At 61.5% G+C, this 25,768-nt stretch carries 20 protein-coding genes and 2 pseudogenes; 11 read left to right on the plus strand and 11 right to left on the minus strand.

Annotated elements, in window-relative coordinates:
- Positions 1-22: 22 nt before the first annotated feature.
- A pseudogene (locus B0G81_RS18850) lies at positions 23-247 on the minus strand (NAD(P)-dependent alcohol dehydrogenase); the annotation flags it as partial.
- A 241-nt stretch (positions 248-488) separates the two neighbouring features.
- Positions 489-1,640: a helix-turn-helix transcriptional regulator gene (locus B0G81_RS18855; RefSeq protein ID WP_116121863.1), complete on the minus strand. Its 1,152-nt coding sequence runs from the start codon at positions 1,638-1,640 to the stop codon at positions 489-491.
- Between the two features lie 229 nt (positions 1,641-1,869).
- On the opposite strand from B0G81_RS18855, the gene B0G81_RS18860 reads away from it, so the two are divergent.
- The gene (locus B0G81_RS18860) at positions 1,870-3,390 is read left to right on the plus strand and encodes an MFS transporter (RefSeq protein ID WP_134137954.1); all 1,521 of its coding nucleotides are present in this window, start codon (positions 1,870-1,872) and stop codon (positions 3,388-3,390) included.
- Between the two features lie 387 nt (positions 3,391-3,777).
- Here B0G81_RS18860 and B0G81_RS44735 read toward each other — a convergent pair whose 3' ends face one another.
- The 6 genes from B0G81_RS44735 to B0G81_RS18890 form a co-directional block, all read right to left on the minus strand.
- Complete coding sequence (locus tag B0G81_RS44735) at positions 3,778-4,242, minus strand: hypothetical protein (protein WP_243856533.1); 465 nt, start codon at positions 4,240-4,242, stop codon at positions 3,778-3,780.
- A gap of 82 nt (positions 4,243-4,324) precedes the next feature.
- Positions 4,325-4,720 (minus strand): hypothetical protein, encoded by a 396-nt coding sequence (locus B0G81_RS18870; protein ID WP_134137955.1) that lies wholly within the window; start codon positions 4,718-4,720, stop codon positions 4,325-4,327.
- Between the two features lie 418 nt (positions 4,721-5,138).
- Positions 5,139-5,408, minus strand: coding sequence for a hypothetical protein (locus B0G81_RS44740; RefSeq protein ID WP_243856534.1), 270 nt, complete (start codon positions 5,406-5,408; stop codon positions 5,139-5,141).
- Between the two features lie 195 nt (positions 5,409-5,603).
- Entirely contained in the window at positions 5,604-5,930 is a 327-nt protein-coding gene (locus B0G81_RS18880; RefSeq protein WP_134137956.1) for a hypothetical protein, read from the minus strand.
- A gap of 29 nt (positions 5,931-5,959) precedes the next feature.
- Entirely contained in the window at positions 5,960-6,709 is a 750-nt protein-coding gene (locus B0G81_RS18885) for an HAD domain-containing protein (RefSeq protein ID WP_243856537.1), read from the minus strand.
- Between the two features lie 139 nt (positions 6,710-6,848).
- The gene (locus B0G81_RS18890) at positions 6,849-7,346 is read right to left on the minus strand and encodes a hypothetical protein (protein WP_134137957.1); all 498 of its coding nucleotides are present in this window, start codon (positions 7,344-7,346) and stop codon (positions 6,849-6,851) included.
- Positions 7,347-7,610: 264 nt separating this feature from the next.
- Here B0G81_RS18890 and B0G81_RS18895 point away from each other — a divergent pair, with 264 nt between their 5' ends.
- From B0G81_RS18895 to B0G81_RS18905, 3 genes are all read left to right on the plus strand, one after another.
- A complete protein-coding gene (locus B0G81_RS18895) occupies positions 7,611-7,988 on the plus strand; it encodes a helix-turn-helix transcriptional regulator (RefSeq protein WP_134137958.1) in 378 nt (125 codons plus the stop codon).
- A 247-nt stretch (positions 7,989-8,235) separates the two neighbouring features.
- Positions 8,236-9,306 (plus strand): DNA-binding protein, encoded by a 1,071-nt coding sequence (locus B0G81_RS18900; RefSeq protein ID WP_134137959.1) that lies wholly within the window; start codon positions 8,236-8,238, stop codon positions 9,304-9,306.
- Positions 9,303-11,015 (plus strand): tyrosine-type recombinase/integrase, encoded by a 1,713-nt coding sequence (locus B0G81_RS18905; protein WP_134137960.1) that lies wholly within the window; start codon positions 9,303-9,305, stop codon positions 11,013-11,015. Before B0G81_RS18900 ends, B0G81_RS18905 begins: the two co-directional genes overlap by 4 nt.
- A gap of 29 nt (positions 11,016-11,044) precedes the next feature.
- On the opposite strand, the gene B0G81_RS18910 is transcribed toward B0G81_RS18905, so the two are convergent.
- A complete protein-coding gene (locus B0G81_RS18910; RefSeq protein ID WP_134137961.1) occupies positions 11,045-12,139 on the minus strand; it encodes a hypothetical protein in 1,095 nt (364 codons plus the stop codon).
- 1,597 nt (positions 12,140-13,736) lie between these two features.
- Between B0G81_RS18910 and B0G81_RS43710 the strand changes: the two genes are divergently transcribed.
- The 5 genes and pseudogenes from B0G81_RS43710 to B0G81_RS18935 all read left to right on the plus strand — a co-directional run.
- Positions 13,737-14,612: a site-specific integrase gene (locus B0G81_RS43710; protein WP_166679025.1), complete on the plus strand. Its 876-nt coding sequence runs from the start codon at positions 13,737-13,739 to the stop codon at positions 14,610-14,612.
- Positions 14,609-16,084, plus strand: a complete 1,476-nt coding sequence (locus B0G81_RS18920; RefSeq protein ID WP_166679026.1) for a site-specific integrase — start codon at positions 14,609-14,611, stop codon at positions 16,082-16,084. The genes B0G81_RS43710 and B0G81_RS18920 overlap by 4 nt, the downstream gene beginning before the upstream one ends.
- Positions 16,085-16,087: 3 nt before the next feature.
- Positions 16,088-19,705 carry a VPA1269 family protein gene (locus B0G81_RS18925; protein ID WP_134137964.1) on the plus strand — a complete coding sequence of 1,206 codons (3,618 nt, stop codon included), beginning with the start codon at positions 16,088-16,090 and terminating at the stop codon, positions 19,703-19,705.
- A gap of 37 nt (positions 19,706-19,742) precedes the next feature.
- Positions 19,743-20,480, plus strand: coding sequence for a gamma-mobile-trio protein GmtX (gene gmtX / locus B0G81_RS18930; RefSeq protein WP_134137965.1), 738 nt, complete (start codon positions 19,743-19,745; stop codon positions 20,478-20,480).
- 77 nt (positions 20,481-20,557) lie between these two features.
- Positions 20,558-21,457: pseudogene (locus B0G81_RS18935) on the plus strand (glycosyl transferase family 1); the annotation flags it as partial.
- Between the two features lie 21 nt (positions 21,458-21,478).
- Here the strand turns inward: B0G81_RS18935 and B0G81_RS18940 are convergent.
- Complete coding sequence (locus tag B0G81_RS18940) at positions 21,479-21,940, minus strand: hypothetical protein (RefSeq protein WP_134137966.1); 462 nt, start codon at positions 21,938-21,940, stop codon at positions 21,479-21,481.
- Positions 21,941-22,255: 315 nt separating this feature from the next.
- Positions 22,256-22,585, minus strand: a complete 330-nt coding sequence (locus B0G81_RS18945) for a hypothetical protein (RefSeq protein ID WP_134137967.1) — start codon at positions 22,583-22,585, stop codon at positions 22,256-22,258.
- A 266-nt stretch (positions 22,586-22,851) separates the two neighbouring features.
- Here B0G81_RS18945 and B0G81_RS18950 point away from each other — a divergent pair, with 266 nt between their 5' ends.
- Together B0G81_RS18950 and leuA are read left to right on the plus strand one after the other, a co-directional pair.
- Positions 22,852-23,742, plus strand: coding sequence for a class I SAM-dependent methyltransferase (locus B0G81_RS18950; RefSeq protein ID WP_134137968.1), 891 nt, complete (start codon positions 22,852-22,854; stop codon positions 23,740-23,742).
- Positions 23,743-24,020: 278 nt separating this feature from the next.
- The gene (leuA, locus tag B0G81_RS18955; RefSeq protein WP_134137969.1) at positions 24,021-25,739 is read left to right on the plus strand and encodes a 2-isopropylmalate synthase; all 1,719 of its coding nucleotides are present in this window, start codon (positions 24,021-24,023) and stop codon (positions 25,737-25,739) included.
- Positions 25,740-25,768 lie beyond the last annotated feature (29 nt).

A 25,768-nucleotide genomic window follows, 5' to 3' on the forward strand; every position in this document is an offset into this window, starting at 1 on the left:
CCTCGCTTTTAGAGTACCAGCGTGCGATCGTCGCGATGTCGGCCACGAAGCGATACTTCACGTCGCTCGTCGACATGCGCTCGTAAGCGTGGTTGATCTCGTCCGTCCTGATCATCTCGATGTCGGACACGACATCGCGCTTGCCGCAGAAGTCGAGCATCTCCTGCGTTTCCGCGGTGCTGCCGATGAGGGAGCCCGCGGGCGAACGGCGCTTGAAGATCATGTTCATCACCGAGGGCGCCGGATGCGCTCCGATCGTCGAACGCTCAACGTCGGCGAAGGCCGAGATGCTCGCCTTGGAAATCCGGCCAGTTCCGAAGGGGATCAGCCGTTCGAGTGACCGCTCGATGTGTCGGGCGAGCGGCAGAAATTGGCCGAACTGAGTCCGACGGCGGCCGAACCGAGTCGACACTGAGCTGCCCTTATACGCGGCGCGAGTTCAACGGCAACGATCCGGATAGTGACGACCATCCGTTACGTCGTGCTGATCACCGCGCGATTTGCAGGCCGCCACGTAACAACAGAGACACCAGTTCAGCCTGCCTGTGCGTGTCGGTCTTCGCCAGGATCTGCTTAAGATATCCGCGCGCCGTTCCGATGCCTATGCCGGATTGCGAGGCCGCTTCTGCCAGATCCATTCCTTGAGCGAGCAGCGCGGCAAGTGCCGCCTCGCGTCGCGTCAGATGAAAGCTCGCGGCGAGGACCATGGGATCGATCCCCACTGGCTTGTCCAGCTCAATCACGAATAGGGCTGCGCGGGTGCCCGCGCTGATCCCTTCCAGCATGTCCGATGCATTGACAGGCAAGACGCGGACGACGAGCGGCAGGCGCGGTGGTCTGCGGGACAGATAACAGCGCATCGGTACCTGAGGTCGCACGGCAGCTTCACTGGCGTCCCGGCCTGTGTCGTTCAGGCCGATCGCCCTTGTGATCACGTCCCTCAGGTTTTTCGCATCTGAAGCGCGGGATGCCGATACGTCTTTTCCGGTGAGCAGTAGGCCATCACAGGTCCGAGCTAGCGCTTCGGCGCAGCGGTTGACAAAGATGGGGTGCATTGCCGCATCGAGCAGCACCACGCCGATATTCAATTGCGTGATCACGTCGTACGCACTTTTGGCCCGGAGGTCCGCCGCAGCCAGCCGATTTCCTATCTGTAGCGCCGTTGTCAAATGCGGAACGATCAGGCTGGCTGCGCCGACATCGTCGTCGCTGAAGTCGGCAGTGCCCAGGTTGCGACCTGCGCAAAAATGAACTTGTCGATCAGGAAAACGAACCAGCGGCGCGACGATCCCATAAAATCCGCCCGCAGGGCGAACCACTTCGTTATAGATATCCGTGTGCCTGAATTCCGCGTCCGATATCGCCGAGGTCTGACGCAGCGGCGTGCCGACCGGAATGGCTTTGATCCACCCAGGCAGGCGGGTTTCGAACTCCCGTTGCAGACGCCGCGCGTGTTCGGTCTCAAGCCCGGTGGAGATCGCGAAACAAGATGCCGCCTGCGTTGCCTGTACATGCAGCATCGCCTTGGGCGCGCCAATAGCCTCTGTGACCGAAACGATGGCGCCTGGCCATCCGTTCGGCGCAAGCGCTGCCTCATAAACGTGCCGGATCGCTCGATGGATGGTCTCGACGCGCGTCATGCTCGCTCCTTCCGAGGCGGATTTCCCTCCCAAATGGGAGTGTCGGGCGTACGTAAGTTGGACGAAAGTATGGGCGGAAATTTCAATTTCGCCGGACCAGAACCAGCTACCCGACAAATATCAATGGCCCTCGCGACAGTTCCAGCAATTCGGCATTAGACGGCGGCCATGCCGCCTTCCGCTCCTGTTATCGCGCGCGCACCACTGCTCAGGGTGCGGAGAAAAGAAAATGGCTATTTCCGACAAGACGGTCAATCCCCTTCAATACGAGGGCAACGACAGGCTCACCGCCGGAATCGTGCTCGCGGTTGTTACCTTCTGGCTGTTTGCTCAGACGACGCTCAACGTGCTGCCGGCCATAAGAACGGAACTGAGGATCAACGACGGTATCAGTGACATTGCCGTCAGCATTACCGCACTCTTTTCCGGGGTTTTCATCGTCGTAGCGGGTGGGCTAGCCGATAGGTTCGGCCGCGTGATGATGACCTACGTGGGCCTTGCGCTGAGTGCCATTGGCTCTCTTCTGATCGCCACTTCTCCATGCGGCACAGTGATATTCCTGATGACTGGGCGCATCATTCAAGGCGTGTCAGCTGCATGCATCATGCCGGCTACCCTGTCCCTGATGAAAGCTTATTACGATGGCGCGGCGCGGCAACGGGCACTCAGCTTCTGGTCGATTGGTTCGTGGGGCGGTTCGGGCCTGTGCGCGCTGCTAGGCGGTGTGGTCGATGCCACGATGGGATGGCGCTCTATCTTCTGGATGTCCATTGCCGTTGCCATGGCGAGTTGGAGGCTCATTCGTGGGACGCCGGAAAGTCGCGGTGATGCAGACGCCGCTACACAGCCGTTCGATTGGATCGGCCTGGCCGCGCTGCTGATTGCCATGGTGGCTTTCAACGTAGTGGTGGGGCAAGGGTCGACGCTTGGCTGGCTCAATCCAATCGTACTTGCGTTGATGGTCGTCTTCGCGGTTGCTTTGCTCGTGTTCATTCGAACCGAACGTCGTTGCAGTCATCCATTCGTCGATTTCCGGCTGTTCGAAAACACAGCCTATCTAGCCGCCACGTTATCGAATTTTCTCCTGAACGGCGTGGCAGGGGCGCTCCTGATTGTCTTATTGCTGGTTCAAAAGGCCTATGGGCTCTCGTCGCTTCAGTCGGGCTTGATGACAGCGGGCTACCTCGTCGCAATCCTGATGACGATCCGGGTTGGAGAAAAATTGCACCAACTTTGGGGTGGTCCGCGTAGGCCCATGCTAATCGGCTGCGCGGTAACAGCGGGCGGCATTGTGCTCACCACGTTCACGTACGTATCCGCAACCGGGTACGTGATCATCGCGGTCATTGGGTTCACGCTGCTCGGCATCGGTCTGGGCCTCTATGCGACGCCCTCCACAGACGCCGCACTATCCAGTGTCGCCGACGCTCGGTCAGGCGCGGCGTCGGGCATCTACAAAATGGCATCGTCTCTCGGTACGGCATTTGGCATAGCGATATCCGCCGCGATCTTCACCGCCCTAACCGCCACGGACGGCTTCTCACCGATGCGATCCCTGCCCGCAATCCATCCTGACCGACTCCGGTTCGCTGCTGCAATAGCGTTGTGGTTCAACGTAGCAATGGTTCTGTTTGCAGCGTTGGCAATCAGGCTCGGCATGCCGAAGCAACGCAGCTCTTCGGAATGCGGGAGAAAGCCGGAAGACACAGGGAGGGTGGAATTGCTCACAGAGTTACCGAACGAAAAATGACGATTCCAGCCGGGCCCTTGTCCACTCAAGAATCGCTTGCGGGCTGCGGCAGACCTCCGGGCACAAACAGCGCACAAATCATGTTCTCCAAGTCTAGTTCAAATACGCGCGACTGAAGCCGAACGCGCTCCGACATAGAAGGTCCGGCGAGGTCGGCCATTGATCCGCCGTGTCGGGCAGCAGTCGACCCAGGTTGTGTGGAAACCCGATTGAATTGCAATGCGACGCATGACCGCCGAGCCCAGCGGCGCGGTTGGCTGCCTTCACGGCCATCACGGCGACGACGAGGAGGTGAGCCTCTCCGATGCGTTCCAGACGAGTTTAAGGGCTTGTTTCAGGACCTACGGGGTGCTCACGCACCATCCTGTCGCGGTATTCGCGCATGACCTACTCTCTTTCCCAGCCCGACTTTTTCCAGCCAGGAGGCACGAGACCGAGCTGCTTCGCGGTGGCGACCGGCAGGCGCAACAGCACCGTGCCGGGCCCGCGCTCCAGGTTCCCGAGCATCGTGACTTCAGCGGCTACGCCGTCAAGTTCCAGATACACGACGTCCTCTGGCTCAAAAATCTCGGCGTAAAGATCCCAGCCGGGCTGACCGCCCTCTTTCGCCTGATACCGGATGTGGTCCTTGCTGCTCATAAATCGCTGTTCCTTTTGCGGACGTTTAGCCGACGCGCCACGGGTCACGGGCAGTCGCTTCAGATACTGGACGCAATCCGCGTCGTCAATGACATAAGCCTTCTTCTGCCTCGCGGCGGTCGCGCGTTCGGACAGGTGCCCATCAGATCGAGCTGGCACTTGCATCCTGGTATCAGCGATGACCGTTGAGAAAATCGAACCAGTCTTGCGCATAAGCGCAACCTTGATCGGGAATGCCCGAACCGGACAGTTCCCGGTGGAAAAGGGCCGGTCGGGTCGGGAAGTTCATCCATGGTTATGCTTCGAATGTTCCGCGGAACCGGCGTGCGGCATCAACGACCGCAACGTGGTGATCGAGCGCATCCCTGGGCGCGATCGGGGCAGTACAACCGTCCTCCACAAGCCAGCCGTTGGGAAAGTGAAACCAGGCGGCAATTGCCCACGGGTCCGTGGTGTGTCCGAGTTCTGCCAGGATTTCCTTGATGATTGGTAGTGGCTGACCGCGATCATCGAACTGGTATCGGGCATAGTACAGATGACCTTCAGCTTCCACGCCAAAGATCCAGCCGCGTTGCTGCCATCCGGCTACGTCCGCGGGAACGGTGTCTGCCCCAATCCACTCGCCCTCGGCCAGTATTTTCAGGATCGTCTCTTCTCGCAGGGTCTGAAGACTGTGGGGGGCTGTCGTCATCGCTGTTCCTGTTTTACGCGTGTCGAGCGAAGGCCTTCAGGCGCGCCCGCAACGGGGCGCTGCTCCCGTCAGGCGGCAATGACTGTCGCCGTCTTTTTCGCCGGTTCGCCCTGGTCAGGCGCGCTCCATGTCGGGATGCTCCCTCGAGTCCGTAGTCGTGGCGGTCAACCATTTTTTGCCGGCGACCTCCTCGCGGCAGCGCCCATGCGCATCGCCGGAACGTTTGCGCCGCCCCAGCGCGCCACGACACAGCTCCTCACAACTCCATCACCAGCGCCGGATCAAACGCCGGATTTTCCCGTTCCAGGTCGGTCGCTGCACCCGCCATCAGACGGTTCGTCGCATAGCCGCGCGGGTTGGCGATCACACGTGCCCGGCCAACGCGATAATCGAACGAGTCATGCACGTGACCGTGAATCTACACGTCGGCCAGCCCGAGCAGAGGCCCGAGGTCACTCAAGAACGCAGCGTTGACCGGGTTGTCAGCGTAGCGTGGATGCACCGACGGCGGCGCAACGCCGTGATGGGTTACCACGACGGTGCGGCCCTCGAAAGGTTTTGCCCGTTCGTCACACAGCCAGCAGAACGCTTTTTCGTGCTCCGCCAGCGCGTGCCTTGGCCCGAACCGCTCATTGTCACGGATCCGGATCACACGATGGTCGTGCAACATCCGCCCGGCCAGCGCCATGCTCCGGTCGCGCATGCATTGAGCGCATAATCGGTCCAGAGGCAACAACCGGGAAACCGCACATCACCGATGACAAACGTGTCGCACTCAAGGTAATGCACCGCCGTGCCGGCCGCGCATCTTCGGGGTGTCGAACGCTTCCTCGCAGTTCGCTCAAGTGCCATGCTGTATTGGCAACCCTTGTGTGATTGGCCGTTACCATTCGAGCAAAGACCGTAGACGCACCATTAGCCAGTCCGTCTCCACTGCACTGGTCCACCGCTTACCCTCAATTCCACGCCGCACACGCTCCAGTGTCACGTCGCGAGAATGCTCCGGATACTTCGATGCCTCTTTGCGCGCGACTCCAACCAGTTGCTGTGCGAGATCTTCACATATATCCCACCGCTCGAATCGTTCCTCTTCCGTCAGGCCAACGACGAACTTGCCGTCAATAAGCCGCCCGGCGAGCTTCGGATGAGCGCCCGCCAGCGACGCTGGCGCGACGTCTCGAGGAAAGTCTTCGGGTACCTGTTGGCTCATCTGAGATTCGCGATAACGCGTTTAAAGGGTTAGTAAAGTTCGTACGCGCGCGGAAGCGTCCGATCCGAGCACCTGCGCCCGTCCATTTCATACAGTTTCTCTTTCAACTGTGCCAGCGCCTCCGGCGCACTGATTCCGAAGATCGGGTCTGTGCGTACCAGACGGTCTTCGCACCAGCGCGGCCAGTTCTCGACATCATCGTCGAGCGCTAGCCATGTCTCCGGCTTACGGCGAAGCACATCGGACCACACCTGAAAACCTCGCGGTGCGTCATCGAATACACTCAGGTCCATGCGACTATGGAAGGTGGCGCCAACAACTCTTTCCCGTAACGCCGGAGTCAGTCCGCGCGACACGCGACGAATGCTTCCACGGTAACGCCGCACCCACGACGTGCTGAGCACGATGCGCACACGCGGATACGGGGCCAGCGCGTCCTCAAGCAGCCGCGCATGCTCGAATAGACTGTGATCCGGATAGCCAAAAATAAACGGCCCCGAGCCCTTTTCGAATACGGCGTCTGGATGCAGGCAACCGTCCAGATCGAGATAAAGGACACGACCGCCCATCCGGCGCGGTGGTGGAACGGTATAAGCGGGGCCCGGCAGTCCTGTCAGCATCGTGCACTTAGCGTGCCAGGTGAAAATCGCAAGGTTATGGTTTCGGATAGAGTCGATCAGATCAGCGCGTTCTTCCATGGAGAATGATCTCCTTTTACAACGGCTCGCCAGCAGGGCAATGAAGCTCGACCGGATCGCGCCCGGGTCCAATGCAGCCATGCAGTCCTCGACCCGCGCCCCTCAGTCAAGACCTTGATGCCACCAGATCCGCGTCAGGCGGTTCGATTGGCCTCCAGCTGGCAAAGCTCGGGCCCGGCATTTCCAGCTGCAGGTGCGAGGCGGTCCGGATGCCCATCCGTCAGGTCGAACCTGCTACGTTGCCTGCCGCGAGCGGACGGGCAGTTTTCGCGGAACGCACGGGTTTGGTCCCGTAAACAAGCTTGCCGCGAGAATGCTTCTCCGCGATAGCGATGGGCATCGAAAACTCCCGACCCTCGATGGTCGTGTAACGGACAAACGAGACGAGTGGATGCTTGTCGTCGTACGCGCGCGTCGCCCCGAGGTGGATCTCGCTGAGCGGTTCCAGCACCCACTGCGCGCACTCGTGTTGCGGCCTGGCACTCAGCACCGCCGCGCCGCGCACTACGTGCCCGTCCGACGTCAGCTTTTCAAGCGTCACAGCGCCCGAGGACAGCTCCACCATGGCGACCCGTGTCAGTGCCCGCTTCGTGGCCGCAAACTGCAGGATCAGGACATCCGCACCGCTCCACATCTCGACGATCGCCCACATCGCGGCGCCGGGCCCGCCCAGCGAGGACCCCATGGGCAGTCGGTTCTGGTCAGAAGTCAAAAACATACTCTTGCTCCCAAAAACTACAGACTTACCAGGACATCAGGGTGCGACATGTGTGGCAAACGCTGAATTGCATTGCGAGCGGCCCATGGCGGGTCGATACCCGGAAACATGGCGCAACGATCACTCCTTACTCAATGAGACGCGCAGAGATTCACGCCAGTCAACATATCGTGTTGACACTCAACATATCATGTTGTTACGCAAACTGCCAGGTCGAGCGAGCATTCGTGTTGACCAACCACACGTCATGTTGACCCGGCCGCCTTGTCCGCAGAACAGAACTTCGCCGAGCAGCTCGGCAAAACGCTCGCCCGCGCCCGCATAGCGGCCGGCTATGCCCAGGAACTGGTCGCCGAACAGATCGGCGTCAATGCGGAAACGATTAGCCGCTTCGAGCGCGGCACGGTCCTGCCCACGCTGCCAAGACTCATCGAACTGGCGGAAATCTATGGCGTCCCCGCCAGTACCTTGCTGCGTCGGGGTTCTTCACGCCCGAGCGATCTTGCAGAAGAACTGGCCGAGACGCTCAGTCACCTGAACGCCACGGACCGCGTCTGGGTGAGCCAGTGGCTGTCCGAACTGTGTGAGCGTCTTCGCTACGCCCCCACCGGGGGACGTGCCAGCCGGAAGCCTCATCGCTAGGGCAACCTGCCATGCCATAAACACGTGCCAGCCAGTCGCCATTCTTCAGCGTTACATCGAAGAACTGCCGCGGCATGCCTTGCAGGCAAGCAGATCTGTTTTACGGTGATAAGGGCGTTTATCACCGGAACCCGTTCGATTCCCGCCTGAAAAGCGGTTTCCTGACGTTCGGTGTGTGCGTAAACCCGGCGGTGCACTAGACTGAAACGAGCGCCCAGCTCCCTCCACCGGGCGCCGGAGTCCCGCCATGGCCCGCCCCGCCGCCGTCACCCCCGACCAGATCCGCACCACCGTGCTCGCGATGCTCGCCGAAGCGGGCGACGCGGCGTCCGCCGCCCCGGCCACCCAGGCCACCCGGGCCACTTCAGTCACACCAGCCACCCCGGTCACCCGCGAACGCTTCCGGCGCGCCGTCTCCGTGCGGCGGCTGCGCGCGCGCCTCGGCGCTGGCGACCCCGCGATGCTGTCGCGGGCGCTGAACGCGATCGAGGCCGAACTGGTGCAGGCGGGTCTCGCTGAGGTCGCGTTGCCCGGCCTGCCGGACGCGATCGCGGCACAGATGCGCGCGCTATGGGCCGCCGCCGTCAGCGTGCAGCTCGACGACGTCGTCCGGCTACGCCTGCACGCGCAGCAGGCAACGGCCGATGCGCAGACGGCTCGGCACGACGCTGACGTGCGTAGCGAGATGCTGCGGATCGAGCTCGGCGAACTGCGCGAGCGGCTCACCGCCCGTGACGCCGAACTGACGGAGCTACGCGCCAGCAGTCGTCACGCGGCCGAAGGCGCGCAGCGCCTGGCCGATGAGACGGCCGCCCTGCAGACGCAGCTCGACACCGCCCGCACCACCCTGGAGAGCCTGCGGCACACCCACGTGACGGAACTGGCTGACGCGCGGTCCCGTTATGACGGTCTGTCGAAGCGCCTGCTGCAGGAGACCGAGCACCAGCGTCACGCGCTCGCCGCCGAGCGCGAGCGGCTGGCGACACAGTTCGCCGACGCGCAGACCCGGATCACCGCGCTCGAAGGACTGCGCGAGCGGCTGCTGGAAGAGCTCGCCACAGAGCGCGACGCTCACCGGCAGGCAGCCGCCGGGGCCGTGGCACTCGCGACCGTGGTCGCCGAACAGCGCCATGCACTCCAGGCACTGCAGACCCTTCAGGCACGGCCGGCAGCGCACGCCACGCAGTCTGCCGCGCAGAAACGGCCCGCCCGGCACCCGCCCGCGCGACACGCGGGTCCCGGCCACGCGGCGGCCATCGCCGCCGCGCCGCGCGCACGGTCCCGCGCATCCCGTACGCGTAAAAGCCCGACATCATGAAGCCCGCCGACTGGATCGACACAGGCGTGCTGCCACCGCAGCGGCTGCCGTCCGCCGTTGACGCCGCACTCGCGTATCTCGAGCAGACACTGGGGCACGTGCTGTACCGCCGCTGGATGCTCGCCGACCTGAAACGCGCCGCGCCGTCGCTCGCCGACGCGAAGCGCGCGCACCCGGCCGTGTTTGCGCTGCTGCTCGAGCACGATGTCGCGATCGAGTACTGGGCGCAGGGGCGCCTGCATCTGACGGCCACGGGCGCCGCACCTTCACCCGATAGCGTGCTCGCGCGCGTGCTGCACGCGCACCGCCGCCGGTTCCGGCAGCTGCCCGACGGCGACACAGCGGACGCTGCCGGCCAGCCAGGCCAGCCCGGCGTAAGCACAGACAATGAGGGCGATGGCGCCGTCACACCCGCTGAGGCGACGCGCGATACCGCCGGTATGGCGGTCGCCGACGCGGTCACGCTGTCCGCGCTGGTCTCAACACCCGGCAGCGACGCCGCGGCGCTGCGGACGTGGCTCACGCGCGCCGGCCGCTTCATGAACGCAACGACCACCAATTCCCTCGGCGTGACCGACGATGCCCGGGCTCTCGCGCTGTTTCTGCGCGACCGGGCGCAGCGCTCACCGCACACCTTACGCGCGTACCGCACCGAACTGCGCCGCCTGACCGGCTGGTGCGAGGCGCACCGGCGCGGGCCGTTATCCGACCTGACGCGCGATGACCTTCTCGCGTTCCGGCAAACACTCCGTCCCGCGGGCCGCACGGGGGGCCCCTCCTCCATGGTGCCGTCCCAACCCGGTGCCGTGCGTGCCGGCACGCGGCCCCTTAGCGACGCGGGCCGCCGCCGCGCGCTGGCGGTCATTTCGAGCCTGTTCCGTTACTGGCAGAAGACGGGCTACCTGGTGATCAACCCGGCCGCCGAACTGTCGGGCGGCGGGGCTGCCCGCATGACGTGGACCCCGTCGCGGATCCTGCCCGCCCGGGTGCTCGCGCAGTGCGACACGGTGACGGCCGGCGCGCGGCCGCCGGGGGTATCGACCCTCCTCTGGGCGCGCCGCTGTGCGATCTGGACGCTCTACCGCTTCGCCGGCGTGCGCCTCGCCGAACTCGAGTGGTCCGCCGAACTGGGACTGCCGCGCCTGAGTGTCGAGCCAGACGGCACCACAGCGGCCGCCAGGGCGGCTGACCCGGCGCACGGCTCATCCGGTGCGACCGGTGCGACCGGCGCGACCGGTGGTCAGTGGACGCTGCACGTGCTCGGCAAGGGCGGCAAGGTGCGCGCGATCCCGCTGCCATCGCGTTGCGCCCCGGTGCTACGCGACTATCGCGTCCTGCGCGGTCTCGCCGCCGAACCCGCGCCGTTCGAGTCAGCAACCCTGATTCACAGCGAGAAGCGCGACGCGCTCGGGCACAGTGGTCTCTACGATGAGGTGAAGGCGGTGCTGCAGGCGGCGGAAGAGACGGTCCCGGCCAGTGACGCGGCGACCCGGGCGCTGCTCCACGCGGCGTCGACGCACTGGCTGCGGCACGGCTATGCGCGCACGCTGGTGGTCGATCATGCGGTGCCGCTGCCCGTCGCGCAGACGTTACTGGGGCACGCGTCGGTGCAGACCACCGCCGCGTATGCGCGCACGGACCTCACGCAGCTGCGGGATTTTGTGGAGGGGAGTTTTCCGGACCTCCAATCACCTCATTCAATGCCTTGAAGTCACTTGATCCAACCATAGGACAACGTCTAGCATTCCTGGTCCGACCTTTCCACACTCATCAAAAGGGTCTGCGGATCAACGTCCCACTCGATCTTACGATAACGGACCGCCTTTGCCGTGAGCTTGCGGACGCGTCTCGGCTTTAAAAAATGCGAACGCGATCTGAATATTCTCCATAGGCGAAATCGCAGCGCCCAGCGATGCGCCCGGGTGCTCTGCCCGCTGCAAAGGATCTGAGAATCACCGCGTGCAATCACCCTCGGCGGGACGGTGCCGTGTAGCAGGGCCAAGTTCGGAATCACCTGCCAATAGGCCTCCACAGTATGCGCCTGGAGAGACTTCGAAAGACCTTGGCGGTCGTATGCGGTAAGGTCCGTTAGCCTGACGCGCGAGTGCCAGAGTCGCACGAACCGGACAAACATCGCCCAGAAGTCGCGGAGCATGTGCGTTAGGAGATCAGTGTCATCAGCCAACTGGCTTTCCCGTGCGTGCGAAATCATCGCGTCGTAAGCAACGCCATACGTCACCAGGTCACCCACCGCCTGCGCGCGCACCATACAAAACGCGGCGGCGTTGACTGCTGCCCAGATGATTGACTCGCCAGGTCCCTGAGGCTTGCAAAGCGAAAAAAAGAAGCAGCACGCATCGAGTTCGTTCGTTGGATCGTAGGGTATGTCAATGCCCATGGATTCAACCCGGTTCCGAAAGGCCTCCAGTTCTCGAAGAGGCCAATAACCCCTACTCACCATCTCCCAGATCGGGGCATCGAATAGCGTGGCGACCAGGTCGGTATGTTTCGCAAGGTGCTCGAGGCAGGTCGACACAATGCCATTCACGCGCTTTTCAGAACCGTTAAATGACGACACATAAACCATTAAGCGCGCGTATCGCTTTCTGACCGTCTCAACGTCTTCCTTTCCGCAGAACCTGCGCGCGATGGCGCTCGGGCTTGGATCTCCCGCCAGACGGGCAGCGAGGCAATAAAGGAGCCGCGCCTTGATATGGTCAAGATGGATAGCTCTCGGCATCTGATCTAACAGCGTGGGACCTAGCCACTCGAAGAAAAGATACTGACCTTCCTGCGCCATATCCAGGGCAACTGGCTCGAAATGAAATGCCATCCGTCAATCTCCGAGAGCCGGACAAATTCAGGATGAAATTTGTCCCGTGCAGTTTTGCCTCCGCTTTAGTAGGCTGACTAAATGGTACTTCAAGCGACAGGCATCGACCTCAATCGCGGAAAGACTGCATCATGAATTCAAGCGAATGCGGAGACCGCGGTGGTGAACAATTGCTGCGAGCGCACGGCCCTTTAATGAGTGGACGCAGTTTATGGCTCGCCCTCGGTGAACCGACCTCGCAGGCTTTAGGCAAAGCGGTTGAGCGAATATCGTACCCATCGCGACGTTCCGAATCCCTCACCACCGTGGCCGTTTCGCGCTGACCCACGACGTCTTGCACTGGCTGCGCGTCATAACACCAAGCGCCGCAAATGATGGCTGACCGTACCACGCGACGCTACCCAATCACTGAAAGAAGGGGAAAGCCATGCATTGATCCAGTCGTTGGCTGTGCCTGAAACGAAGGCGCCCGGATGCTTTGCGGACATCCGGGCGCGATCACACTACCTAGTCAGGTTCTTGCGGAACGACTGACTTTAGTGTGGCCCACCTGCCCCCGGAAATCAACCGGGTTCTCTGCTCGCGCCAGCGCGACTGCGAGGAAGGTGTCTCCCCTGCCTTTCAGGGGAGCGTTCGCGCGCGCCTACTCTCCTATTTCCGCCAAGCAACGCGCCCTCATGCTCGCGTCGGTCCGGCTGCCAATGCCGGAAGGGGCACGATCCCGCCGCAGCATGCACGGTCCTCTGTGCGTCACCTCCGGTGGCCAAGGAGCGAGGCAATGAAAGCAGCCAACAGGCCCTCAGAACGGCAATCATCACGCCCGCCCACGGGCCAATCCAGTCCGGATCGGAAGCGCATCCGGCAAGGTGCCGACCGGCCTGACGACATGACAATCCCGAGCCGTCCGCTGCATCTGGCGTCGGTAACGCAACCGATTATGGATACCCCGGACCGTGGCTGGCTCATGTACCGGATCGAGCAGCGTAAGGGCACCGTAGATCCTGCCGTGCCTGTATCTGCAGTGGAGGACGCATACCGCGATTCGACCCACGTCTGCGGCAGGAGGATGAGGTTAATTGATGGCTCCTGCGAGCCCTGCAGGTTCCGTCACAAACCGCATCAGCGCGCCATGCCCCCAATCCATTGGATCGGAGCGCTGCGTGTACCTCAAAACCTTGCACATTCCCCGCTCGCCGATCGATGCGAACTTGCGGTCGGGCCGCATGACACCTGCACAGCACGCGTTGGCCTTTGGTTCGCCCGACTCACTCAGCACCATCGAGAACGAAACAACCCGCATCGAAATGATCTGGGACGCCAGTCCTCCCCGACTCCCATCCTTGACGAAGCCTCTAGGTTGAAAGAATTCTGCATCTCTGCGCCTCGACATTACTCAGGATGCCGATACATTTCGGATCTCGTTCCGCAGGATGGAGTTGTTGTCACCGGAAAACATGATGGCCGAAGTAGTCTTCTCACACTGATCCGCAACGGGGTCGGACGAGGCCATCGCGACGACTACATTCCGCTCTTAGAACCGGGGTCCGCCGGGATCCACCCTTCGCGGCGTAGTGGACGGGCTGGCGGGCCACACGCGATGTCGCCTGCTCGATCCGGCGCGGTGGCCTCGCGTACACTCGTCGTGATCTCGAGCCTGTTCCGCTACTGGCTCAGGACCGGTTACCTGAGCGCGCCCCCGGTCGCCGACCTGCCCGGGGGCGCCGCCGCCCGCGCGGCCTGGACGCCAACCCACATCGTCCCCGGTCGCGTGATCGCGCTGTGCGACACGGTCATCGCCGGTGCTGCCCCCGTAGCCCTGGCACCGCTGGCGTGGGCGCGCGGGTGCGCCATCTGGTCACTGTGCCGGGATGGCGGCGTGCGGCTCGCGGAACTGGTGTGGTCCGACACCTTGGCGCTGCCGCGGCTGGAGCTGGACGCTGACGGCCAGTGGACCCTGCACGTGCGCGGCAAGGGGAACCGGCTTCGGGCCATTCCTCTACCCGCCTGCTGCGTGCCGCCGCTGCGCGCGTACCGGCTCGCGCGCGGCCTGTCGCCGGCCCCGGCGCCGTTCGAACGGCTGCCGGTCATTCACATCGAAATGCGCGACGCGCTCCGCACGAGCGGACTGTACGACGAGGTGAAGGCGATCTTCCATGCGGCGGAACACTGCGTCTCCCCGCGTGACGCTGTGACGCTGGCGATGCTGCGGGCGGCCTCAACCCGCCGGCTGCGGCACGGCTACGCGCGCACGCTGGTTGTCGATCATGCGGTACCGCCGCCGGTCGCGCAGGCGCTGCTCGGGCACGCATCGGTGCAGACCACGGCCGTCTACGCGAAGACCGATCTGGCACAAACGCGTGCGCCCGTCGAGGGACGGTTTCCACCGCGTCTCCCTTTGAGTAATCCGGGAAATCTCGAAAGCCCTGTTGCACCGGATCGGAAACAGTCCGACATAAACGGATGGACGCCATGAGCCCTGTACAGCGCACGACGCTAGCGTGGGTACCGGTCCTGAGTCCTCCTGGCTCCTCGATCCCGCTTCTGTTCTTTCCCCAGGGAAACATCTGCTACGAATTCTATGCATTTCTCACCCGCCCTTCATTTCGAGGGAAATCCGGAGCGTGGCAACGCCTTCATGCGCAGGCAGTGGCACTTCTTTACGAATTCTATGCCACAAACGGCAGTCCACAATCGCTCGCGTCCCAGACTGACGCAGATTCACTGATTGCCGACTTCGTCCAAGCTCTCCTCTTTGGCACCGTACAAGCTGACGGAACGGATCCCAAGGGAATGTACTGGCGAGCAAACAGTGCCGACCATGCAAAACAGATTCTCGATGCGGCGCGAAGGTTTGGCGCATTCCTCGAAGAGGAAGGGTCACTGGTCACACTTCATCCGACAGTAGCCTATAGAGCCGACTGGTTGAAGCACCAATTCGCCTTCGCGATGCGACGCAACACGTCAATGCTGGCCCACCTGAAAAACGAGCGTGATCATCTCGCTGCACCTGAATCGACACCGTTCCAACGACAGATCACACAGGGACGTGGGAGAGGTCGCCCCATAGCCTTCCCCAAGCCGTTGGAAGCCGAATTTTTTAAAACGGGACTATTTTCCCGTCGGCAGCGCAACCGGATTCAGAGCGTCTGCCCCCACACAGTCCGCGACACGCTCTACTTCCTGTTGCTGATGTACGGAGGACTTCGCAAATCCGAACCTTTACACCTTTTCCTGCAGGATGTCGTAGCCGATCCCGATCAGCAGGGATGCGCACTGGTTTTTCTGTTTCACCCGGAGACCGGCTCCGTACCCGGAGAACGCGCTCGCCGGAATGAGTACCTCCGTGTGCGGTACCAGCGCGCTCCCCGCAACCTACTGGCCATTACGGACCCTCTATTTGCAGGGTGGAAGTCAATGCTGCTTGATGAAACGACGCGGATCACGGGTCCGCGGACCCGTGTCTACTGGCGCAATCTGGAAGCGGGTCGCCTCTTCTGGCAGCTACATAAAGTTTATATAAGCATCGTTCGCCCGAAACGGACGAACCACCCTTACTACTTTGTCAGCCTCTCAGGGACGAGCATAGGACGCCCGATGACGATCGACACAGTCGACGACGCGTTCGAGCGCGCGCTAGCGCGCATGGACCTCTCACCCGATGCCAGCGCCGGTCTGAATCCGCACGGCATGCGACACCTCTACGCACAGGAATTGGTAGACGCCGGCGTCGACCCCGCAGTCATTCAGATATGCCTGCACCACACGAGCGTCGCGTCCCAAATTACATACACACGGCCTACCCCAGGGCGGCTCGTGGATATCCTGAAAAAAGCGGCCGACAAGATTGATCAGGGACACCTTGATTTCGATCCGTCATCGCTAGGCATCAGGTGGAAGAGCGACCCTCTTGGCATCTTCGTTACCAAAAAACATAGAGAAACATAAGACATGAAAGAAAGAAAAAGATCTGGTGTTGGCCCGGGCGTCAACCCTCGAAAGAAAAGCATGGCGAACAAAGCGCGCCTCCGCACGTTTCTTGAGCAATGCGCCCGCGGGGAGGCGGAGTTGCCGACGCGCGGTCTGAACGTTAACTACGTCGCACTATCTCGCCTACTCTTTTCGACGCAAAGCTCCATCAAGCCAGAAAATCGCGCGATGCGAGAGATTATTGAAGAACATGTAGCGAAACATCCCATCACCTATGCTGGCGACAATCGGGAAATTCGGGCAAACGCAGCCGCACTAGGATTGCTCGTCACGGCGACTCCCCCGCGTGCCCAAGGCTCGGAAAATCGGAGCTCACAAGTCGAAGTAATGGAACAGCTGAACCGCTATCTTGACCAATGTCGGAATGGCGAGGTCAGACTTCCGCGCCACCGTACGAGGCCCAACTACGCCCTTATCGCAAAAATTCTTCAGGGCGACGTCCCGCACCGCTCTCGATTTGGAGTGTCAAAGATCTACAAGCCGCTGATCGATGCCTGTTTCGACGAAGTTTATGGCGCCAATATCTCGCACACGCGCGAGTCATTGTCGGTAACATTTGACGGATTGCTAAGCACGGGACCCGTGTTAATTAATCCATCGGCAACGCAGCTCGCGATAGTTGACTGGGACGCCGCTTCTTTCCATGCCAAAATGCCTGCCGTCGAAACGGCAATGGCCGCCGAATTCACCTGCCCCGCCGCTTTCACCAGGACATTTGAAAGCTGGCGAGAAATAGCGACGCAACAGCAGCTTGTCAGCTGGCTCGATCGTGTACTCGCCACCAACCTTTTCCGCGGTACAAGCCTCGGCGGACTACCTTGGTTCGTGCTTGCCGAAATGCGGCACCATGGCCTCCTTCTCTCCACCATTGGCTACGCGGCTCAAGTCGCCTTCCCTCCGTTCATGATGGAATACGGGAGACGTCTTATCGACAGGTTCACACCGTTCGAACTGAAGCTGGTCGAGCAAGAAAGCCGAGACAAGATGCAAATATTGGGACTACTGCTTTGTATGGGGCCGCTTCACAAGATCACAGACTTTCCCCTTCGCCAATTCAACCAGACACTGCTCGCAATGATGAAGCAGTTTCCCGTCGACATAGATCAACGCAATTTTCTTGCGCTTCTGCGTCGCCTAGCGCGCACACTTGACCGCGTGGCGCTAGAAGACCGCCACCCATTTCAGCCTTTGGCTCGCGTACAGATCGAACAGGTTACGCTGGATGGAGGTTGGCGCAAGAAGGGCACGACTGCAGATCCGTTGACGCTGGCGGTGAACCCGGTTGTGCTCGAATGGGGACGCGCGTTGCGCAAATACATTGATGCCCAGCACTGGAAAACGGCATACGCGCGAATCGACCGGTGCCGGACAGTATTGGCTTTTCTCGAATGCCAGCCGGACCCATGTCCACTGCACGCAGAAGATTTGCGCAGCATGATGTTCGGGGCCGAGCATCGCCTTTATGACTGGCTGTGCGACCATGGAACACCATCTGGCGCAGCGCAGGCCATACGAACTCTTTTTAACTTTTTCGTGTGGTTCGGCGAACAAGATCCGAGCTTTGTAATACCTCTGCGAAAATCGGAACTTCCTCCAGCAAAGGACGGCCCGTCGAAGACGACAAAAGCACTCATTCCGCGCACTATCCTCGACGAAGCGAAAAGCATCTGTCGAGAACTGATTGAAGTAGCACTCTCTGGGCAAACGGCACTGCCAGACACCATTCACTGCGCCAAAGAATTTGCGAACGTCCTGAGTTGCAAGTTTGCGGAGCCGGGTATTGGACTCGTCGCCAGGTTCGTGCCTGTGCTGCCAATACTCCTATACACGGTGCTGACTCTTCCGATCAGGAGTATCCAGGCACGTCTTCTCGATAGCGGAGAAGCCGACAATGAGTTCCCGATTGCCTCACCCGGCGATGCTCCTATCGGCGAGCGGATCAAGTGGATATCCAATCCCAGCCCGCTCGCAAACATTAGGCGTGCCGAAGGATGGCTTCGGCGCATCCACGATACGTCGGTGTGGAAAGAGTACCTCGGTTTCTGGATCAACACGAACAAAACGGCTGCCGTGGGGCGTGGCGACGCTCGGGATTTCGGGTACGAGATTCCTTGGCAGCACGACGAACTCATCAACACACTTATGCGGCTTCGTGACTGGCAGATTGCCAACAACCCGATCGAGAAGCTCAGTTCCCGTGCAGATCTTTCAGAAAAATCAATACGTCCAACGGCCGCTTTGTCGAAACTGATGCCTGCATATGCCTACCTGTTCCGCCATCCAAAGGAAAGCGATCTGACCTGTTGGCACGAACCTGTGCGCTACGAAGCGGTCAATCAGTTCTTCCTGATGTTAATGAATGAGATCGAAGCGCGCCGCCGCAACACACCAAACGAAGTCAAACTTATCCTCACACGCGACCGTTTCCACCGCCCTGTGTCATCGATTTTCACAGTTCACGGCCTTCGCGTGGCCGGCATTACCGCTTTTGCCGAAGCTGGGGTTCCCGCGCCAATAATTGCCGAGTTTCTGGCAGGTCACATGACTGTGCTCATGACTGTCTATTACCAAAAATTCGGCCCGGCAACCGTTACAAGGATGCTAAACGACGCCTTGCAGGCACTTGACAGGGAACGGATCTCGAATGCGCTGTCAGGAGCAAGCGACATTGAACACCTCAGGGGTAAATTCGTCTCAGAACAGGTCGACGCCTTCATCACTGCAGCAGACACCACCCCTTCTCTTTGGGCGCTCAAGATCGACGGCATCTGTCCGAACGGCCAGACAAAGTGCGCCGAAGGCGGTGCAAGGCACCACACGTCAGTGTATGGTCCCGTTCCCGGCGGAGCCCGCAACTGCCCTCTATGCCGATTCTGGCTAACAGGCCCCGCGTTCATAGCAGGACAAGCGATTACTCTCAATGCACAACTTTACAGGCTGCGGGAAAAGAGTGAAGTGCTGGTCAGCCTGCATGCGCGCCTGAGAACACTGGACGCGAGCGATGGCAAGCGCGACGCGACGGAGCATTCCATCGACGCTATCGAAGCCGAGATCGACCTGATGATTAGTACCCTGCAAGCCCGCTATAGGCTTGTAATGGCATCTCTCCAACTATCCGAACGGGAAAGGCCCACAGGCGAGAACCCGACCTTCTCCATGGTCTCGCGAGGCGGTCGAGACGATGCAGAGAGGTCACTAACCGACGTTACCGATTTCAGGATGCTCGATTTCCTCAGTCGCAGCGTCGAGATATTCCCTGAGATTGACTGCGGGTCCGCAGTCTTCAAACGCAATCTGTTTCTGGACAACCTCCTCGAGAAGGAAGGATTCGACGCGATGCTATTCCGACTCCCTACGGAAGCGGCTCACCGGGCCGGCAATGCACTTGGCAAGTTTCTTGGGGATCTAGCCGGCGACGAGATACTCGATGACATCGCCGACGGAACACGCACCCTTCAAAGCTTCGGCATTGAGCGCATACAGGAAGGGATGGAAAAGATAATGGGTCACCCTGTACGGTTTGTGTTACACACTTCGCCAGACGCTCCCCGTCCCAAACGTCGCCTTTCTTCCAAGTGACTGAAAGGAAACAGATGGAAAGTATGGGAACCAAATTGTGACCACCTATCAGAAGCCTGACCTGTCAAAGATTGCCTTTCGCGACGACCCTCGCTGGACTGCGGTTGCTGCATTGTTTGAGCAGCTTAGTGCCGACAAACATACCCCTCAGGCGCAAGCTACGCTAGCGCGTATTGGCTGGGCGATTGTGACCCTTGATGGCGCTAGCGCTACCATCACGGCTGCAGCAGTTGGCAAGCTATGCGTCGATACCTGGGGCGGGCCACGAGCGCAGTCCATCGCAAACGACCAAGCCGGGTATGCGAAGCTCGTTTCCTTTGCCAAAGCAGCACAAGCGGTTCGCACCGAACGCAAACGCCCACCGGCCCGCAAGGACGATCTACTGTCTCGCATTAACGACCCGATGACGCGTGCGGAGGTGCAGCTACTCGTTGCCGAGTTACAGACGTCGAGAAGTCAGGTCGCAACCTTGCGAGCTGGGCTACGGCGAGTCGAAGCGTTAGGCCCGATCACCGCGGCTCTCGCTCAGTACAGAATTGAAAGTCTGGAGCAACTGGCCGACTTGCTAAGAGAGAGCAAGCGCCCGACCGGGCACACGTTCACCAGCGACGAAAAAGACTCGGTCCACAGGTTTCTTGCGGCGCTTGACGCCGAGGGGTTCACTGTGAATGAGTCGACCGGCGAACTATTCGGTCGTACTGGCCGACGCCTGGCGCGCAATGGCTTTGTTCATGTATTGCGACGGATAGCCGAATCCCTTGACACGAACTCCTGATCAAACGGTACTGGTAGGATACTCTTATATCCCATTGTTTTCATTGACTTAGTACCGGCTTCACCCCCCGTAGTTCGGAATGTCTGAAAACAATTCGCGATTTCGCCCAGGCGGAACAGCCCGACGTGCTCTATATGCCGAGCGTCGGCATGTTCGCGCTCACGGTGTTCATGTCGAACCTGCGTATTGCGCCGTTGCAGATCGCCGGCCTCGGGCACCCGGCCACCACGCACTCCGACAAGATCGATTACGTCAGCGTGGAGGAAGACTACGTCGGCGACCCCGACTGTTTCAGCGAGCGTCTGATGAAGCTGCCGAAAGACGGCCAACCATACCGGCCGTCGGTGGCGCTGCCGGAGATCGTCGCCGAGATTCCGCCGTCACGCGAGACGCTGGAGATCGTCATCACGGCAAGCGCAATGAAGCTCAATCCCGGCTTTCTCGAAGCGTGCCGTGAAATCGGCGAACGCGCGGCGACGCCGGTCCAATTTCACTTCATGAGCGGCGTGCCGTTCGGTTTGCCGCTCGAGCGCATGCGCGACGTGATCCGCCAGACGCTGCCGCACGCCGTCGTGCACAGCTTTCATGAATACGCGGGCTATCTGGCGCGCGTCAATCGCTCGGACCTGTTTCTCAGCCCGTTCCCGTTCGGCAATACCAACGGTATCGTCGACGCGCTCACGCTGGGTTTGCCCGGCATCTGCAAGCGCGGGCCGGAGGTGTTCGAGCGGATCGACGGCGCGCTGTTCGAGCGCGTGGGCATGCCGTCGTGGACCACCGCGGAGAGCGTCGAGGATTACGTCGCCGCCGCCGTGCGAATGATCGACGCCCACGACGAGCGCACGGCCCTGCGGCAGCGCCTGATCGATATGCGGGCGGTGGAACGGTGCTTTGAAGGACGTCCGCAGGCGTTTGGTGAATGCGTGCTGGAACGGGTGCGGGCGAAGCAACGCAAGCGAGACGAGGCGACGGCTTGAGTTTCGGCGCCGCGCGCTGTGCTACTCGGTCGCGCTGGCGGCCGGCGTCGCCAGACTGGCCGGCGCGAGCCAGTTGAATGCGCTCAGCGTCGGGCCGTTGAACGTGCACTCCGCGGCCGCCGGCGTGACGGTCTTCCGCGTCCTGGCGGATTTGAACCAGAACCCTCCGGTTGCCGACGCATCTGATGCGCCCGATGCGCCTGTCGCACCTACAGCCACAGTCGACGCTGCGAGCGGCGCACTCGCCGCCCCGGGAGCGGACGCCGGGACCGCCGCCCGTTCGATCGATCCTTCGACCACCACGCGCGAGCCGTAGATACCGGCGGCGGCATGGGTGATCTTGAGCGGATCGGGCGACGTTTCCGCCAGCTTGCTTCGCATCAACTGTTCGCATGCGTCCGTGTTCTTGTAGACGGCCGTGCAGCCCGCCAGCAGCGCAGCGGCGGTCGTGACGCAGACGAGAGAGAGAATCCGAATCTTCATTGATGTTCCGTTTTTCAAGCCGTCGGCAATTGTAGCTTACGGCCTGCTTCAACGGCAGCGGTGTCGGGCGCCGGCGAGGCACGCCGATCCGGTGCGATGGCACCGCGCCGCTACTGCTGATCCTGGTGGCCATCGGCGCCGCGGTGATCGCGCAGAACGGTACGCTGCCAATCGTGTTCAGACTCTGACCCGCGCCCGTATTCAGGCCACACGCGGCCCCTCGCCCGAAAAAAGCTCAATTGAACAACACAGTCCGTGCGGGGATGCGCTGCTATCCAACGCGCGATGCGGCACGACTGTCGTCCGCGGGGCCGCTCAATTCGAGGGCATTGCCGGTTGCACGTAGGTGCGCACGCCGGCGAGCGGCGAACCATAACCGCCGGAATTGGTGTGATTCGGCAGGCCGTTGACCAATTGCGCGCGCGGGTCGGTCGGATTCAGGTTCATTTCCCCTGCCTGCTGGTTGCCGTGCGTCGGATATTCGCTGCCTCGCGCCGCGTTCGGCATCAAACGCGTGCTGTTTTGCGGCGCGTTCATGTCGTCCTGCGGGCTCAAACCCTGCGCGCCCGCCTGCGAGGCGATCGCGCACGCGGCCGCGCACAGTAAAACCCGCCCTACCTGCGACATCGTCGATGTTCGTTTCATACCTGCCTCCGGCAAAATGAAATGAAGGGGATCAAGTCGCGCCCCGGCATACAACAGGCCTGCACGGGACGGCCAACGCTGACCACACCAGTTATACGCGCCACGCCGCGCTTCGGATTCGGCGACCTTCAGGACGCGCCGCGGTCAACAGGGAAACCGGCGGGCACGGTCTTTTATTCCGGTTGCGGCGAGCGCCACGCGAAACCCGGCGAACGCCTATCCTTACGCCTATTACCGATTTTGTTCCCGCGCGGTCGCGCCCGATAATGGACGTCATGAACCCACAACCCAATCTTCAGGCTCGCACGCTGCGCGCCACGCTTGCGACGCTCACCGCAACGTTGCTGCTGGCGGCCTGCGCCGGCCCGTCGGCCTCGAATTCCGCGTCAACTTCCGCATCGTCCAGTCCGGCGCTGCTCGATGCCGCGATTTCCGGACCGCAACGCAGCGACAAGGCTCGCGCCCGCGACATCTACCGCCATCCGAAGGAAACGCTGCAATTCTTCGAACTCGCGCCGTCGCAAAGCGTGCTGGAGATCGAGCCGGGCGGCGGCTGGTACACGGATATCCTCGCGCCGTATCTGCGCGAGCACGGCAAGCTCTACGAGGCGCAGTACGACGGCCCGCAGAGTGCGCCATCGGCGGAAACACAGGCCAGTCGGGCCGCGTTCGCGCGCAAGCTGGCGGCCACGCCCGCCGTGTACGGCCATGTCGTGGTCGGCACGCTGCACGCCGGCCAGTTCAGCGGCTTTCCGGCCGATGCCAGCGTCGACGAGGTCCTGACCTTCCGCAACATCCATAACTGGATCAAGGACGGCCAGATCGACGCCAACCTGCGCGCGTTCTACGCGGCGCTCAAGCCGGGCGGCGTGCTCGGTGTCGAGGAACATCGCGCGGCGCCGGGGACCTCGCTGCAACAGACCATCGACACCGGCTATGTGACGGAAGACTACGTGATCGAACACGCACGCGCGGCCGGCTTCGAACTGGCCGGAAAGAGCGAAGTGAACGCCAACCCGCGCGACACGAAAAACTACCCGAACGGCGTCTGGTCGCTGCCGCCGACCTTCGAAGGCGGCGACGTCGACCGGGCGAAATATGCGGCAATCGGCGAATCGGATCGCATGACTTTGCGCTTCGTGAAACCGGCGCATTGACCTCCGCCAGTCTCAAGCCACAAGGGAACGGCGCTTGACGCCGTCCCGATAATATGGTCCTATTGCGCACTATGTACCGCGCCCAGACCATCCTATCGCTACTACTAGCCCCCTCTACCGGGCTAGGTCTGCTGCTGCGCGCTTCCATCTGAAACACCCGAAGCACCGCAAAATTCCCCAGTAACTGACCCAGCCCCGGTTTTCGACCGGCGCCTCGTCATGTCTTTTCGTCGTCCGGTCGACTCCCAGCTACCTGGTCTCACCCACGGATGATGAAAATGTTGAAGAACCCCGCTACCAAGTACCGCTCGTTCAAACCCGTCACCTTGACGGATCGCCAGTGGCCGTCGCGCAGCATCACGCACCCGCCGATCTGGATGAGCACCGACCTGCGCGACGGCAATCAGTCGCTGTTCGAGCCGATGGACGCGCAGCGCAAGATGCGCATGTTCAAGACGCTGGTGCAGATCGGCTTCAAGGAAATCGAAGTCGCGTTTCCGTCCGCTTCGCAGACCGACTTCAATTTCGTGCGTGAGCTGATCGAAGGCGGCCATATCCCCGACGACGTCACCATCGAAGTCTTGACGCAAGCGCGCGACGACCTGATCGAGCGCACCTTCGAATCCTTGCGTGGCGTGCCGCGCGCCATCGTCCACCTGTACAACGCGACCGCGCCGGAATTCCGCAAGATCGTCTTCAATCTGGAAAAGAGCGGCGTGAAGGAACTGGCGCAAAACGCTGCGCGCACGATGAAGCGCATCGCCGCCACCATGCCGGAAACGCAGTTCACGTTCCAGTACAGCCCGGAAGTGTTCAGCGGCACGGAAATCGAATTCGCCAAGGAAGTCTGCGACGCCGTGTTCGATGTCTGGCAACCGACGCCGGAACACAAGGCCATCGTCAATTTGCCGGCCACCGTCGAAATGTCCACGCCGAACATCTACGCGGACCAGATCGAGTGGATGCACCGCAATCTCGCGCGCCGCGATTCGCTGATCATCTCGGTGCATCCCCATAACGATCGCGGCACCGCCGTGGCCGCCGCTGAACTCGCCGTGATGGCCGGCGCGGATCGTATCGAAGGCTGCTTGTTCGGCAACGGCGAGCGCACCGGCAACGTGGACCTCGTCACGCTCGCATTGAATCTGTACACGCAGGGCGTCGATCCGGGCCTCGACTTCTCGAACATCAACGAAGTCGCGCGTACCGCGGAAGAATGCACGCAGTTGCCGATCCATCCGCGTCATCCGTATGTCGGCGATCTGGTGTTCACGGCGTTCTCGGGCTCGCATCAGGACGCGATCAAAAAGGGTTTCGCGGTGCAGAAGCCGGACGCGGTCTGGGAAGTGCCCTACATGCCGATCGATCCGGCCGATCTCGGCCGCACTTATGATTCGGTGATTCGCGTGAACAGTCAGTCCGGCAAGGGCGGCATCGCGTATCTGCTCGAACAGGGCTACGGCGTCGTGTTGCCGCGCCGCCTGCAGGTGGACTTCAGCTCGGCCGTGCAGCGCTTCACCGACGACAGCGGTCAGGAAGTCACGTCCGCGCAGATCTGGGAATTGTTCCAGCAGGAATATGTGCAGAACACCGCGCCGATTCATTACGTGGGCCACAGCCTGGCCGAGCGCGACGGACGCGAGCGCATCAAACTGACGGTCGACATCCACGGCACACGGCGCGTGCTGACCGGCGAAGGCAATGGCCCGCTCGACGCGTTGATGCACGCGATCGGCGTGCCGGTGCGGATTCAGCACTATGAAGAACGCGCGTTGACGCAAGGCGCGGATGCCCGCGCGGTAGCGGTGGCCGAAATGGCCGGCGCCGATGTGACCGGCAGCGCGTTCGGCGTCGGCATCGACGCCAACCTGGTGACGGCGTCGATTCGCGCGGTGATCAGCGGGGTGAACCGCGCTTACGCTCGTGTCAATGCGCAGGCGCAGGAAAGCTTCTTTGACGCCGCAATGAACGATGCCGCGGAAAGCGTGGGCGTTTAAGGTTCGATGAGCGTGGCTGCGACTGCGTA

Origin of the sequence: Paraburkholderia sp. BL6665CI2N2 (assembly GCF_004366535.1) — a bacterium.
Lineage (GTDB): Bacteria > Pseudomonadota > Gammaproteobacteria > Burkholderiales > Burkholderiaceae > Paraburkholderia.